Genomic DNA, 13,942 nt, shown 5'->3' on the forward strand with positions numbered 1-13,942 from the left:
ACGTCACAAAATGGGACTTTTCCCGTTGCGTTATGCGACAAAACCGCAGCTAGAGTGTCTTTAACCCAAGCCAGCGAGCGCTGGCTTGTGGCCACCCTGTTGATGAGAAGTAGCATGGATCGCGCGCACGCCAAACCGACCGAAGACCGGTCCACCATCCTTGTGGTGGACGACTATCCAGAGAACCTGCTGAGCATGCGGGCGCTGCTGGAGCGCCAGGATTGGCAAGTGATGACCGCCCCATCCGGGGTAGAAGCGCTGGGCCTGCTGCTGCAGCATGAAGTGGACCTGGTCCTGCTCGACGTGCAGATGCCCGGCATGGATGGCTTTGAAGTGGCCAGGCTGATGAAAGGCAGCCAGCGTACGCGCCTGACGCCGATCATTTTCCTTACCGCCAACGAGCAGTCCGAAGCGGCAGTGCTCAAAGGGTACGCCAACGGGGCGGTAGACTACCTCTTCAAACCCATCGACCCGGAAATCCTCAAGCCCAAGGTCCAGGCCATTCTCGAGCAGCAGCGCAGCCGGCGCGAGCTGCAACGCCTGACGCGTGACCTGGAGGCGGCACGCGCCTTCAACGCCTCGGTGCTGGAGAATGCTGCCGAAGGCATCATGGTCATCGATGAAATCGGCAACATCCGCTTCGCCAACCCGGCTATTTCGCGCTTGCTCGGGGCTACGGTGGATGAGCTGCAAAGCGCCAGGCTGCTGGATTTCATAGAGAAGCCCAGCGTCGCCAGCTGGCATGAGTCGGAATTCTTCCGTGCTTATACCTTGCGCGACATCCATCGCGTACACGATGCCATTTTGCGTACCTATTCGGGGCAATCCCTGCCGGTGTCGTTGTCTTGCGCGCCCTTGGCCAGCGAAAAGGCCATGGTGCTGACAGTGCAGGACATGTCCGTGGTGCGCAACCTGCACCAGCAATTGGAATTCCAGGCGGTTACGGACCCACTCACCGGCTTGCTGAACCGGCGCGGCTTCTACCAGACCGTGGAAAGCGCCCTGGTGCGCAATGAGCGCCCGGAGAAAAGCCAGGCCTTGCTGTACCTGGACATGGACGGCTTCAAGCGCATCAATGATACCCATGGCCACGACGCTGGTGACCGGGTATTGCGCTGGGTGGCCATGCAGCTCAAGGAGCTGCTGCGACCCTATGACATCATCGGGCGAATTGGCGGAGATGAGTTCACGGTACTGCTGGACACCCTGGACTACCCCGAGCAAGCCGCCAAGGTGGCGGAGAAGATCCTCGAGCGGATGCGCAGCTGCAGTGAAATCGACGGTCTCGAAGTGACCTTGGGTATAAGCATCGGTATCGCGACCTATCCCGAATGCGGTGTCAACCTTGAGCACCTGCTCCGAGCCGCGGATATCGCCATGTATGCCGCCAAACAGGCTGGCAAGCAGCAGTACCGCTATTACGATCAGGATCTGAACGTGCGGGCCCGCTCGCGGCTGTTGCTGGAAGAGAGTGTGTCGGCGGCCATCGAGCATAAAGAGTTCTCGCTGGTGTACCAGCCGCAGGTTCGCCTGTCCGATGGGCGTCTGCGTGGTTTCGAGGCATTGTTGCGTTGGCAACACCCCAGCGTGGGAGACGTACCGCCGGGGTTGTTCATCCCCCTGTTGGAAGAAGCCCGGCTGATCAGCCGACTGACCTCATGGATCTATCAGGAAGGCGCCAGCCAGCGTAAGCACTGGCGCGAGCGTTTCGATGAAGACCTGGTGCTGGCGGTGAGCTTGAGTAACGCTCAATTCAGCATGCCGAACCTGATCGCCGAGCTGCAACACGCCATCTCGACGCATGGCCTTATGCCCCAGCAGCTTGAAATCGAAGTAATAGAGCCTTCGTTGCTGCATAACCTGGAAGAGAGCCGGCGCCAGCTTTCCCTACTCCGCGGCCTGGGCGTCCGAGTAGCCCTGGATGACTTCGGCTGGGACCATTGCTCGCTGAAGATCCTCCGAGACCTGCCTATCGATACCCTCAAGCTGGATCGGCAGCTGGTAGCACAGCTTCCGAACTCGGAGCGCGATGCCGGCATAGCCCGGACGATCCTGGATCTGTGCCGCCAGTTCTCTATCACAGTCATTGCCGAGGGCGTGGAAACGGCCGAACAATCCCGCTGGCTGCGTGACAACGGATGCGAGTACATCCAGGGCTTCGTCATCGCGCACCCGTTGACAGCGAGCGATGCGAGCCAGTTTCCGGCGCGCTACCAGTGGGATTTCGCTTAGAGCCGGCCCCTGGTAAAGGGTGGGTAAGGCGTGGTAGTCACCAGCGGACCTGACGGTTCGGCCTGGCCAGTTGGCGCTTTGCTGGTTTCCATCGCCAGCAGCGCTCAGAAGCTTGTAGCGACTCTTCATTGAAGCGATGACGAACAGGGGTAGACACCCATGTGGCGATGGTATCAGCGCATTGGCCTGGTGGCGGTGCTTGCCCTGCCAACGGCCGGCTGGAGCGATACCCTGCGCTTGGTTGGCGACCCGTGGCCGCCTTTCGTCGGCGCCAGCCTGAAAGACGGCGGCCTGGCCACGGCCATCGTACGCGCGGCGCTGGAGCGGGCTCATTACCAGGTCACTTTCGAAGAGGCACCATGGGCTCGCGCGCTCAAGGGCATCGAGGAAGGCCGTTACGATGTACTGGTCGATGCCTGGTACAGCGACGAGCGCGCCCGGATCGGGCGTTTCTCGGCCCCCTTCCTTACGAACCGGCTGCGGTTCGTCGCGCTTCGGGGCAGCGATATTTCCGTTGCCCGAGGGTTGTCTGCTCTATACCCCTATTCCATTGCCGTAGTGCGCGGTTACGCCTATACCCCTGAATTCGACAACGACTCGCAACTGAAGAGGGTCCCGGTTCAAAGCTTCCAGGCGGCGCTCTCCATGCTGGCGGCGGGTCGCGTTCAACTGGCCCTGGAAGATGAATACGTTGCCGACTACCTGCTGGCGTTGCAGCCCGTGACGGTGCGGGACAAGCTCAAGCTCCTCGACCCGCCATTGGCGGAAAACGGTTTGAGGATTCTGGTGAGCCTGAAGCGCCCCGACTATGGCGCCATCGCGGAGGCCTTCAACCAAGCCATCGCCGCGATGCGCGCTGACGGCTCCCTGCAAGCCTTGTTCAAAGCCTATGGCGTCACAAGCCCGGTGCCGGTGCCCTGACCGGGGCAGGCTGCGCCAGATGGGCCGCCATGGTGCGTAGTGGCGCCAGTTGTCGCGCGATCAGCGCAAGTTGGCTCTGCACCAGCCGCTGGCTCTCGTCGAGCTCCTCGGGCATTTGCTCCAGTTGTTCAGCCATTGCCTGCTCCGTTTCGTTTTCCACGGCCACGCTGGTGCGCTCGGCCAGGCCTTGGGCTATTTCGTCCAGGCTGACGGCCAGGCGCTCGCCCACCTTGCCGATCAACTCATCACGTACGTCTTCCGGCAAGGTGGTGCCACGATGGGCGCCCAGGCCGGAGAGGTAGCTGAGCAAGGTATGGGACAACACCAGGAAACGGAACCCGGCATCGGCCTCCTTCCGGAAATGACCTGGCTCCAGCAGCATGTTGGAGAGTGTTGTGGACAATGCCGCATCGGCGTTATGGGCATTGCGTCGGGCCAGGCGATAGGCCAGGTCGTCGCGCTTGCCCTCGGCATACTGGCGCAGGATCTGCCGCAGGTATTCGCTGTTGCAGCTCAGGGTATTGGCCAGCACCTTGTTCAGTCTTCGGCCTTGCCAGTCCGGCAGGAACAGGAATACCGCCAGGCCGGCGATCAGGCTGCCCAATAGCGTATCGAGCAGGCGCGGCAGGAACAGGCCATAGCCATTGCCCGTCTGGTTGAAGCAGAACAGCACCATCAGGGTGATTGCCGCCGTGGCCAGGGTATACCGGGTGGTGCGGTTGACGAAGAACACCAGGCCCGCGGCGACTGCAAAGAAGGACTGGATGATGGGGCTGGGGAACAGATCGAACAGCGCCCAGCCCGCGGTCAGGCCGATGGCCGTGCCGATGATTCGCTGGCCAAGCTTGCGGCGGGTAGCGCCATAACTGGGCTGGCAGACGAACAGGGTGGTCAGAATGATCCAATAGCCCTGGCTGGGGTGAATGAGGTGCACCATTCCATAGCCGATCGTCAGCGCCAGGGGCAGGCGCAAGGCGTGGCGAAACAGCAGGGAGGTGGGAGTCAGGTGTTGCCGGATCCGTTTCCACACGTCGCCAAGAGTGCGGGGCGAGCGGTCCAGTAGGCTGCTGTCGGTGGCTTCGGCCAGTAGGTCTGGGTTGCTCGCATCGCTGAGCAGGCGGTCCAGGGTGCCCAGGTTGGTCGCCAGGGCTCTGAGCGAGCGCAGCAAGCCCTTCCAGGCCGGATTGCTCTGGATACGCAGGTGTTCCAGGGAAGCATGCAAGTCGCCCAACGCCTCGGCGAAGGAGTCGTCATACACGAACGGCTGGCGCAGTTGCAGGGTTTCCGATAACCGCTGGCAGGCGCTGCCTTGCTGGCGCAGCAGCCGTTGGCACCTGAATAGCACGTCGCTGTGGAAGAAGGCTTCGGCCAACGCGTTATAAGGGTAGTGAGTGGAACTGGCGCGCTCGTGAATATCCTGGGCGAGAAAGTACAGCTTCAAGTAGCGACTGACCTTGGAACCGGGCCGGGAATTGCCTACCCGGTTGAAAATGATTTCCTTGGACGTGTTCAACGCCGCCACTACCCGGCCGTTCTGGCGGGCCAATTCCAGGCGACGGCCCTCCACGTCCAGGCCGCGGATGGGCTCGAACAGAGAAGATTTGATCTTCAGGTACTGGCCGAGCTCGAAGAATACCCGCGCCAGGCTCTGCTGCACCGGCTGGTTGGAAAACAGGGCCTGCCACAGCACAGACAGCAGGCCGTACCAGGCCGCCCCTGCCACCAGCAGCGCCGGCTCGCGCCAATAGCTGGCCAGCTCGCCGCCGCGCTGGTCCACGCCGATCATGGTGTACACCGCCAGGATAAGCGTGGCGTAGGCAATCGCGCCGTAACGCTCACCCAAGGCGCCCAGCATGGTCAGGGCAAAGGCCGCCACCGCCATGGCAGGCACGAAGATCAGTGGGTAAGGGAACAGCAGCTCCACCGAAAACGCGGCAATGCTGAAGCATACCAAGGTGACCAGCAGGGCGGTCAGGCGCCCTTGCCAGTTGTCGTCGGTTTCGGCCAGGGCGCTGGCGATGATGCCCAGGAAAAGAGGGATCAGCATGTGCAAGTCATGCTGCGACCAGCACAGGGCCATGCTGCCCGTGAGGGCGATGAACACTCGCACGCTGTAGCTGAACTTGTCTCGCGCCCAGAGGCGCCGAAGCGTGTTGCCGAGGGATTTGGAAGCCATGGAGAAAAGCCGTGGACAGTATGGGGCGATGATACAGGATCAAGGCACGCTGCACCTCAGCGACCCTCCCGGCCTGGCGGCTGACGCTAAGTGTCAATTTGAATCGGATTTTTACAAATAGAATCATATTTAAATATCAAGAAACATAGTTGAACAATGCGTGTAGGAAAGAGGGAAGTTTTGCCCTTCGAACTTGCCTTGTATAAAACCCGCTTCCCATAATCGCCCAAGTTTCAAAAGTGCAAGGAGCACTGGGTGCAATATGGAATAGGGTCAAGTTGGCTACGCCTGAGTGAGTGGCTGGAAACAAAAGGCTGGCATCTGCCGGGAAGCGCAATTCGTAGTAACTTGCCATCAAGCGCCCTGATCAGAAAACGGGTGCTCGCTATCCAGAGCGCCAGTGAAGAAGGCCGGCGGATCGCCGTCATCAGGCTTCGCCAACGTCTCGAAAACCTCGATATCGATGACGTTCTAGACAGCTTGATGGGAGAGGCTGAAACCCTCGCCATGTACATGGCTGCCGCGGCCCTGGGTGGCGGTACCATCGGGGCGATCGGCGGCAGTTTCGCCGGCGGCGTGGGCGCGGGGCCGGGGTTCGTCAGTGGCGCCACGCTGGGCCTGCGCACCGCGGGTGCCGCCATTGGCGTCTTTGGCCTCGCCGAGCTGGCCGGTGAGCTTGCGGAGAAACTGCCCCGTATCGCCGGCCTGTATGCCCAGGCGTCCTGGCAGGCCTACAACAGTGTCACCGAAAACCGGGATCCGCTGGGCAGGCATTACGCTACAAGGCTCACCGGCAATGGCAGCCTGAAGTTCGGGCTAGCCCATGAAGAAGCGGTGATGCTGCTATTGAGCGCCGTGGTTGCTCACCTGCTGAGGGAGCGGGGCAACCTCAACGGGCTGGCCAGCAAACTGCAAACGACCCAGCGCGGCAAACGGATCGCCCAATGGTTGGCCAGGCATCAGGAGGCCTTGCTGGCCCATCCTGCGCTGCAGCCACGCAGGCCACTGTTCGTGATGGCGGAGGCGCCGCATCCCCAGGTGCCGCCGCCGAGGCAGGCGCCAGGCATGCAGCCGAACGACAGGCATGCCCCGCGCGGCCGCCAATATCGACGCGCGCCGCGCTACCAGGTGCCTTGCTTCAAGGCCTACAGGTTGCCGAAGAAAAAGATTCCTGAATTCGACCGGCAGCTCAAAGGCCAAGAAAGGGGGCTGAATGATTTGACGGTTCAGGAGTATTTGGATGCGAGGGCTTTGTTTGGGGCGGGAAAAGTCCGGCGGAATGGGGAAATTCCTAAAAGAGCACGAAGAGATTTTTCAAATAGACTTAGGCAAGAAAGCGCCGAACGTATGGTCGACGAAGGGATTGACTGGAAAGAGGCGAATACTTTAGCGGAAAAAATTGCGGAAAGAAAGATGAGGGATCTTGCCGCATTGCACAACCCAGATATGATTGCTGGTGGAAAGGATGTTATTAGTGGGTTTGGTGATCGCCAAGTCAATGCTACCATCGGGCCTCAGTGGAAAAGTCGCTTAGATGGCTTGGATAAAGTTGCAAGTGAAGTCCCAGAATCACTCAGGGATGCCACCAAGATCAACGCGGCGCTTACACGTTGTAATTAGAGGGTTTAGGTATGAGAGATGGCTTTGAGTATTTTATGGAAAGATTTGGAGTAGGTTTCGATCGAAGAGAGGTTTCAGGTGCGGTAATTGAGAAGTATCGTAATAGGCTCCCTCAAAAGCTCCTTGAGTATTGGAAGACCTATGGTTGGTGTGGATATGCAAAAGGGTTGTTCTGGACGGTAAATCCTGAGGATTACGAACCGGTCGTTGCTGCTTTTCTTGAGGGGACAGAATTTGCAGCGAATGATACCTACCATGTCATTGCGAAGGGGGCTTTTGGGGAACTTTACCTATGGGGAGAGAAGACTTTCGATTGCCTTACCCTTGCGGCGTACCTGAACCATTTCGGCTATGACGAAGCAGCGTCTAAGAAAAAAAGTGATGCTTGGGCAATAGAATGTTTTTTTGCGTTTCAATCGCCTGAAGATAATGATTTTGAAGGTTTTTTTGAAAAGGCCAGCACCGAGCTTGGCGCGTTGAAGTATGATGAAATTTATGGTTTCTTCCCCGCATTTGCCCTGGGAGGTATGCTTGATTTCAAGAACTTGAAAAGGGTAAAAGATGTTGAGCATCTGCTTTTTCTTGCCCAGTTAGCGCCTATGCAGCAATTCAGGTTTCCAGGTGATGTTTGACCCATAGGGACCTGCTGGAAAACCCAGGCGATGGTTAGGCTTCATGCAGATTGCTGCCCTCAGGGAAGTGCAATGGACGAAGACTTTCAATATTTTCTAAAGAAATTCGGCGCTGGATTTGAGCGGCGTGAAGTGCCTCAAGCTTCTACAGAACGTTACAAAGGAAAGCTTCCGGAAAGGCTGATGAAATATTGGAAATTCTATGGTTGGTGTGGCTACGCAGAGGGTTTGTTCTGGACGGTAAACCCTCAGGACTACGAAGACGTGGTGAAGGCATTTCTCGAAGGAACGCTTTTCGAAACGCGGGACACTTACCATGTAATTGCCAAGAGTGGATTTGGTGAGCTATATCTCTGGGGCGAAAAAACTGCTAATTGTCTTAAGATATCGTCCTATTTCAATAAATATTTCTATAACCCCAAAACGTCCGATATTCATAATGGTCCCCGCGCCGTGAGCTTTTTTTTCGCATTTCAAACGCCTAGTTATAATGATATGAACGATTTGTTCGAGCCCGCTCTGAAATCCTTAGGGCGTCTTAAACACGACGAAATTTACGGCTTCGTCCCAGCGCTTGCCTTCGGCGGCGAGCCAACCCTGAAGCGCTTGAGAAAAGTCAAAGACGTGGAGCATATGCTACTGCTCGCTCAGTTGCAGCCCCTGCAGCACTGGGAGTTTCCGGGCTGGGACTTGACCGAAACCTAGATGCAGACTGGCCTTTTTAGCCGTTATCGAAGAGTTTGCGACGCTGCCCATCGCAGCAGTGTCTTTTGGTTGGAATGAAATGGACGAAGATTTTGAATGTTTCCTGAAGCATGTCGGAGATGGATTTGATCGCCGCAATGTCTCTGATACTTCAATAAGGAGGTACAAAGGCAGGCTTCCTGATAGGCTGATGGAGTATTGGCAGGCTTATGGCTGGTGCGGCTATGCGGACGGCTTGTTCTGGACAGTGAACCCCCAGGACTATGAGCCGGTGGTGGATGCGTTTCTCGAAGGAACGGATTTCCATGCGTCTGACACCTACCACGTCATCGCTAGGAGTGGCTTCGGTGAGCTATATTTATGGGGTGAAGAAACAGCGAACTGCCTTACCATAGCTTCATATTTTAATAAATATTTTTATAACGGTAAGGCCTTGGGGCGTAACGAAGATCCACGTGCCGTTAGTTTATTCTTTGCGTTTCAGGACATTGAATATATTGATGTTTCTAATCTTTTTTCACCAGCGCTGGCAACTCTTGGGCGCTTGAAATACGACGAAATCTACGGCTTCGTCCCGGCCCTTGCTTTCGGCGGCGAGCCGTCGCTCAAACGCCTTAATAAGGTGAAGGACGTAGAGCATATGCTGCTGCTTGCACAGCTGGAGCTCCTGCAGCACTGGGAGTTCCCAGGCTGGGGCCTCACCGAAACCTAGCGATGCGCCGAAGATTTCAGCCCTGATCAGGGGCTGGAATCATACGGTGCTGGGAGGGAGGTATCCCGCGTCTCATCGGAGGCGCCGCGGCCATCGGAAAGGATGCGCGATCACGGCTTCAGGACGAACAACTGATCTCCAGATGCTTGCCCCAATCCGGCGGCCGCTGCGCATAGGCTTCCATGCCCGCCTGGGCTTCGAAGGGGCGGCACAGTACTTGGTGCAAGCGACGCACCTCGCTGTAGTCGCCGGCTTCGGCGGCTTCGATTGCGTTTTGCGCCAGGTAGTTGCGCAGGATATACAGCGGGTTTACCGCGTTCATCCGTGCCTGCCGCGCTGGCTCGTCCTCTTGCGGCTGGCGGCCGAGGCGAGCCAGCAGGGCCTCGCTCCAGCTGTCGAACCCGGCCAGGTCGACGAAATCATCCCTTAACTGCCTGAGCGCGAGCGCGGCGGGCTGCTCACCGAGGCGGCGGAAGAACAGGCTGTAGTCCACGGCGCTACCCTGCATGAGTTGCAGCAGGCGTTCGACCAGCTCTTGGTCGTCGTCTTCGGCGGTCAGCAAGCCGAGACGACGGCGCATCAAGTCCAGGTAGTGAGCCTGGTAGAGCGGCAGGAACAGGCCAAGGGCTTCACGCAGCGCATCCACCTCGATCAGGGGCGTCAACGCCTGGGCCAGGGCACTGAGGTTCCAGTGAGCGATGGGTACCTGGTTGCTGTAGGCATAGCGCCCTTCATGGTCGGAATGGTTGCAGATGAAACGGGCGTCGAAATCATCCAGGAAGGCAAAGGGGCCGAAGTCGAAGGTGAGCCCCAGGATCGACATATTGTCCGTGTTCATGACGCCATGGCAGAAGCCATAGGCTTGCCATTTGGCGATGAGTTCGGCGTTGCGCTCCACCACGGTACGGAACATCGCCAGGTAGGGCTGCTGCGCCTCGGCGCATTCAGGAAAGTGCGCGCCCAGCACATGGTCGGCCAGTCGCTTGTGCAACTCGGGTTGGCGGGTGTAGTAGAAGTATTCGAAGTGGCCGAACCGCACATGGCTGGGCGACAGGCGCAGCAGCGTGGCGGCTCGCTCTTGCCGTTCCCGCCATACCGGCGTGTCGGAACCGATTACGCACAGCGCACGGGTAGTGGGAATGCCCAGGGCGTGCAGTGCCTCGGAAGCGAGGAACTCACGAATGGACGAGCGCAACACGGCCCGACCGTCACCCATGCGAGACCAGGGGGTCTGCCCCGCGCCCTTGAGGTGAAGGTCCCAATGCTGTCCTGCCTCGTTGACCACTTCGCCCAGCAGCAGACCGCGGCCGTCCCCCAGTTGCGGATTGTAATGGCCGAACTGGTGACCCGAATACACCATGGCCCGTGGGTCGGCCGCTTCCCAGAGCTTATGCCCGCTGAACACCTGAGCGAACAGGCTGCCTTCGGCCTCCGCGGGCGCCAGGTCGAGCAGCGCCAGGGCTGCTTCACTGGCCACCACCAGCCGCGGCGCCTGGATCGGCTCCGGCAGCACATGGGTGGAAAAGGCGTCGCCCAGGTGGGCGAAACGATTATCGAACTGCAGTTCATCCAAGGCTTTCATGGCCACTCACCGAAAAGAGCATAGAGGGTGGACCGTTCTCAGGCCGGATCGGTGCGATCGGAACCCGGATTGCGCACCGCCAGTTGTCGCTCGATGCCCTCGGGGTTCTTCAGGTGCACCTCCAGTTGGCGGAAGGAAATGTTCACGCTCTGCTTCTTGAACTCGGTATTGATGAAGCGGTTGATTTCATCCAGGGCCGGGTTACGGTCGCCCAGGTCACGCACATGCATGCGCAGCTCGTGGTCCAGGCTGCTTTCCCCGAAGGCCAGGAAGTACACGATAGGTGCCGGATCCTTCAGCACTCTTGGGTTTTCATCCGCCGCCTGCAGCAGTAGCCGACGTACCACTTCCAGGTCCGAGCCGTAGTCCACACCGATCTTCAGCGTAACCCGGGTGATGGTGTCGGTCAGCGACCAGTTGATCAGTTGCCCGGTGATGAAGGTCTTGTTAGGGACAATGATGTCCTTGCGGTCGAAGTCGGTGATGGTGGTGGCGCGAATGCGGATCTTGCTCACCGTGCCGGACAGGTTGCCGATGGTGATGGTGTCACCGATGCGCACGGGGCGTTCGAACAGGATCATGATGCCGGAAATGAAGTTGGCGAAGATCTCCTGCATGCCGAAGCCCAGGCCCACGGACAAGGCCGCCACTAGCCATTGCAGCTTGTCCCAGCTCACTCCCAGGGTGGAGAGGGTGGAGACGAAACCGATGCCGGCGATGGTGTACGACAACAAGGTGGTGGTGGCATAGGCGCTGCCCTGGGCCAGATTGAGCTTGGACAGCACGAACACTTCCAGCAGGCCCGGCAGGTTGCCCGCGAGCACGAAGGTGATGCCGATGATCACCAGCGCGCCGAGGAAGTCGCCCAGGCTGATGGGCACCATGCTCATGCTCGCCCCCGTGCCGCTGGTGTATTCGTAGAGGGTGATGTTGTCCAGGTAGGCGAAGACGCTGATCAAGTCGGCCCATACCCAGTAAAGCGCGCCAAGGAAGCTGCCCAGCAGCACGAGGCGGATCAGCCTCAGCGACTGCTGGTTCACCTGCTCGATGTCCAGGGTAGGCTCCTCGATCAGCGTCTCCGGGTCACCGCCGGTTTCCCGCGCCGCCTGACGCTTGCTCAGGGCCCGGTTATAGGCCAGGCGCCGGGCCGCTACGCTCAGGCCGCGCACGAAGGCCGCCTCGATCACCAGCCAGAGCATCATCAGGTAAAGGGTGTCGATCAGCCGATCAGTCAGCTTGAGCGCGGTGTAGTAGTAGCCGAAGCAGACCGCCAGGAACAGGCCCACGGGCAGCAAGGTGAAGGCGACGCCGATCAGCTTGCGGAACAGCGAGGCATTGCGATGGGTGGGGCTGGACAGCAGCAGGCGGCTGAGCAGCCAGGCCATGAGGGCGAAGCAGGCCAGCACCACCAGGATGCCGAGGGTATCGTCGGCCAGCCCGGACGGTTGCAGTTCCGCCACCGCCACCACGGCCACCAGGGCCATGACCACGATGCCCAGGCGCCGTACCCAGCCCTGAAGGAAGGTGACCTGGGCCTTTTCCCAACGGAAGTGGAGCTCGGCGACCCCGCCCGGCGCCAGCACGCGGTAGGCCGTGTAGAACACCAGCCAGGCCTGGGCCATTTGCAGCAGGGCTGAACCCAGGCTCAGGTTCTGCCCGCGGGCATCGATCTGCAGGGCGATACCGCATACCGCCAGGGCCAGGGCCACCGGCATGGCCAGCAGTACATTCACCAGGATGGCCAGCGGCGTGTGCCATTGGCTATCGCGGCGGAAATGCCCGACGTTTCGGTGGACCTGGCCAAGCTTGTCGTACAGATACTTGCGGCGCCACAGCAAGGCGCCAATGGCCAGCAACAACGGAAGGAACAACAGCGGGCGTTGCGCCAGGCCGTCGGCAAGCTCCTTGACGCTCGATACCCAAGGCAGGGTGGTCACCTGCTTGGCCATGCGTCGCGGCAGATTGCTCAGCCACTCGGTGTCCAGGGGTTTGTTGCTGGGAATCCAGAACATCTGTTCGTCCAGGGTCGCGCGCAGCCCCTGGGCGGTGTCCAGCAGCTGCTTCTGGTTGAGCTGCAGCGTGATGGATTCATTGAGCAGGGCGCTGAGTTCCCGATTCAGGCGTTCGAGCAGGTCTGCCCGGGTGACGGCAATGTCCAGCAACGACTTGCGCAGAGCCGGAGTGGCTTCCTCGGCGGGCTGGCTGGCGAGCAGGTTGTCTACGTAGGTCGCCGGGTTGCTCAGAGCCTCGCGTTGCTGATTGACGTCGAACTGGTACAAGCGGATGTCGGCGATGCGGTCCGCCAGGTTCCGGTCCACCTTGAGCGTAGGCAGCGCCTGCTTCTGGGTATAGAGGATCTTGGACAGCAGCAGGCTGCCTTTGAGGACGTTGATCTGCTCGTCCAGGGCCTGGTCAGCCTGGGTCAGGGTATCCAGTTGCTGTTTGGTGTGCAGGTTGCGCTGGGTCAGCTCGTTGAGCTCGTCCGTGCTGCGCAGCAGGTAGTCCGAGAGCTTTACGTTGGTCGCGCTTTCGGTGGCCAGCAGGCTGCTGTTACCCGCTTTCTGCGCCTCCAGCGACTGCTGCGTAACGGTTTCCTGGGATTGCGCCAGGCGCTTCTGGTTGATCAGTGACTGCAGGTCCTGGATTTCCTGCGCCAGGCGACCGATTTTCTCTATCAGCAGGTCGTGCTGGCTGTTGCCCAGGTCTTGCAGCAGGCTGTTGCCGGCCAGTTCCTGGCGGCGCAGGTTGATCAACGCACTGAGCGAAGCCTGCTCGGCCAGGTATTGATTGCGCAGGTCTGAACTGAGCGGTTTACCCGCGTCCTTGCCGTTTTTCAGGATGGTGTTGATCTGGCTGATCCGGGTTTGCGCATCGGCGATTTCGGTCTGGGCCCGCTCCGGACGGGTTTGCGCGGTGATGGCCAAGGTGTTGGCTTCGCCCAATGCCTTTTGCAGTTCACTTTGCTGGTTACCGCGATCGGCCAGGTATTGCTCCAGCTGAGGCACGCTGGCATTGGCATAGCGCTGTGCCACGGGCGCTGTCCGGGTCGCTTTCAGACGGTCCAGTTCCCGCTGGTTCTCACTGGTTTGCCGCGGCGCCTCGGCAATCTGTTGCTTCACCTGGGCCAATTGCTGTTCCCGCTCGGCCTTGGTGCCGAGCAGCCCCAGGGTTTGCTCCAGCACCTGCTCCAGCGCTTTCTGGTCGGCGTCCGGCAGCTTGCGTTCGGCAATGTGGTCGAGGCTTTGCTGGACGCTGGCCGGGGTGGGCGCGTCCGCGGCATGCGCCATGGGAGTGAGCAACCCCAGCAGGGCTGCCCAGAGAAAAGCACGAAAGATAGGCATGTTAGGCAAGGTCAACTGACG

At 59.6% G+C, this 13,942-nt stretch carries 9 protein-coding genes; 6 read left to right on the top strand and 3 right to left on the bottom strand.

What is annotated here, in order from left to right; all coding sequences use genetic code 11:
- Positions 1-114: 114 nt before the first annotated feature.
- Together ACP691_RS16055 and ACP691_RS16060 are read left to right on the top strand one after the other, a co-directional pair.
- A complete protein-coding gene (locus tag ACP691_RS16055; protein WP_426151557.1) occupies positions 115-2,232 on the top strand; it encodes a putative bifunctional diguanylate cyclase/phosphodiesterase in 2,118 nt (705 codons plus the stop codon).
- 159 nt (positions 2,233-2,391) lie between these two features.
- A complete protein-coding gene (locus ACP691_RS16060) occupies positions 2,392-3,153 on the top strand; it encodes a substrate-binding periplasmic protein (protein ID WP_426151555.1) in 762 nt (253 codons plus the stop codon).
- Here ACP691_RS16060 and yccS read toward each other — a convergent pair.
- Positions 3,128-5,329, bottom strand: a complete 2,202-nt coding sequence (yccS, locus tag ACP691_RS16065; RefSeq protein WP_426151553.1) for a YccS family putative transporter — start codon at positions 5,327-5,329, stop codon at positions 3,128-3,130. The genes ACP691_RS16060 and yccS overlap by 26 nt on opposite strands.
- Before the next feature lie 255 nt (positions 5,330-5,584).
- Between yccS and ACP691_RS16070 the strand changes: the two genes are divergently transcribed.
- The 4 genes from ACP691_RS16070 (at position 5,585) to ACP691_RS16085 (ending at position 8,998) form a co-directional block, all read left to right on the top strand.
- Entirely contained in the window at positions 5,585-6,949 is a 1,365-nt protein-coding gene (locus ACP691_RS16070) for a DUF6861 domain-containing protein (RefSeq protein ID WP_426151551.1), read from the top strand.
- Between the two features lie 11 nt (positions 6,950-6,960).
- Positions 6,961-7,581 carry a GAD-like domain-containing protein gene (locus tag ACP691_RS16075; RefSeq protein ID WP_426151549.1) on the top strand — a complete coding sequence of 207 codons (621 nt, stop codon included), beginning with the start codon at positions 6,961-6,963 and terminating at the stop codon, positions 7,579-7,581.
- 72 nt (positions 7,582-7,653) lie between these two features.
- Positions 7,654-8,286 (top strand): GAD-like domain-containing protein, encoded by a 633-nt coding sequence (locus ACP691_RS16080; RefSeq protein WP_426151547.1) that lies wholly within the window; start codon positions 7,654-7,656, stop codon positions 8,284-8,286.
- Between the two features lie 79 nt (positions 8,287-8,365).
- Positions 8,366-8,998 carry a GAD-like domain-containing protein gene (locus tag ACP691_RS16085; RefSeq protein WP_426151545.1) on the top strand — a complete coding sequence of 211 codons (633 nt, stop codon included), beginning with the start codon at positions 8,366-8,368 and terminating at the stop codon, positions 8,996-8,998.
- Between the two features lie 118 nt (positions 8,999-9,116).
- Here the strand turns inward: ACP691_RS16085 and selO are convergent, their stop codons facing one another.
- Both selO and mscK read right to left on the bottom strand, forming a co-directional pair.
- Positions 9,117-10,580 (bottom strand): protein adenylyltransferase SelO, encoded by a 1,464-nt coding sequence (selO, locus tag ACP691_RS16090; protein WP_426151543.1) that lies wholly within the window; start codon positions 10,578-10,580, stop codon positions 9,117-9,119.
- A gap of 38 nt (positions 10,581-10,618) precedes the next feature.
- Positions 10,619-13,921: a mechanosensitive channel MscK gene (mscK, locus tag ACP691_RS16095; protein ID WP_426151541.1), complete on the bottom strand. Its 3,303-nt coding sequence runs from the start codon at positions 13,919-13,921 to the stop codon at positions 10,619-10,621.
- Positions 13,922-13,942: the final 21 nt, after the last annotated feature.

The sequence above is a fragment of the Pseudomonas sp. DC3200b2 genome (assembly GCF_049895785.1).
Lineage (GTDB): Bacteria > Pseudomonadota > Gammaproteobacteria > Pseudomonadales > Pseudomonadaceae > Aquipseudomonas > Aquipseudomonas massiliensis.

Bases quoted from the DNA above. Each gene is read 5' to 3' on its own strand.
- ACP691_RS16055 (WP_426151557.1), top strand. From the start codon at position 115: ATGGATCGCGCGCACGCCAAACCGACCGAAGACCGGTCCACCATCCTT.
- ACP691_RS16060 (WP_426151555.1), top strand. From the start codon at position 2,392: ATGTGGCGATGGTATCAGCGCATTGGCCTGGTGGCGGTGCTTGCCCTG.
- yccS (WP_426151553.1), bottom strand. From the start codon at position 5,329: ATGGCTTCCAAATCCCTCGGCAACACGCTTCGGCGCCTCTGGGCGCGA.
- ACP691_RS16075 (WP_426151549.1), top strand. From the start codon at position 6,961: ATGAGAGATGGCTTTGAGTATTTTATGGAAAGATTTGGAGTAGGTTTC.
- ACP691_RS16080 (WP_426151547.1), top strand. From the start codon at position 7,654: ATGGACGAAGACTTTCAATATTTTCTAAAGAAATTCGGCGCTGGATTT.
- ACP691_RS16085 (WP_426151545.1), top strand. From the start codon at position 8,366: ATGGACGAAGATTTTGAATGTTTCCTGAAGCATGTCGGAGATGGATTT.
- selO (WP_426151543.1), bottom strand. From the start codon at position 10,580: ATGAAAGCCTTGGATGAACTGCAGTTCGATAATCGTTTCGCCCACCTG.
- mscK (WP_426151541.1), bottom strand. From the start codon at position 13,921: ATGCCTATCTTTCGTGCTTTTCTCTGGGCAGCCCTGCTGGGGTTGCTC.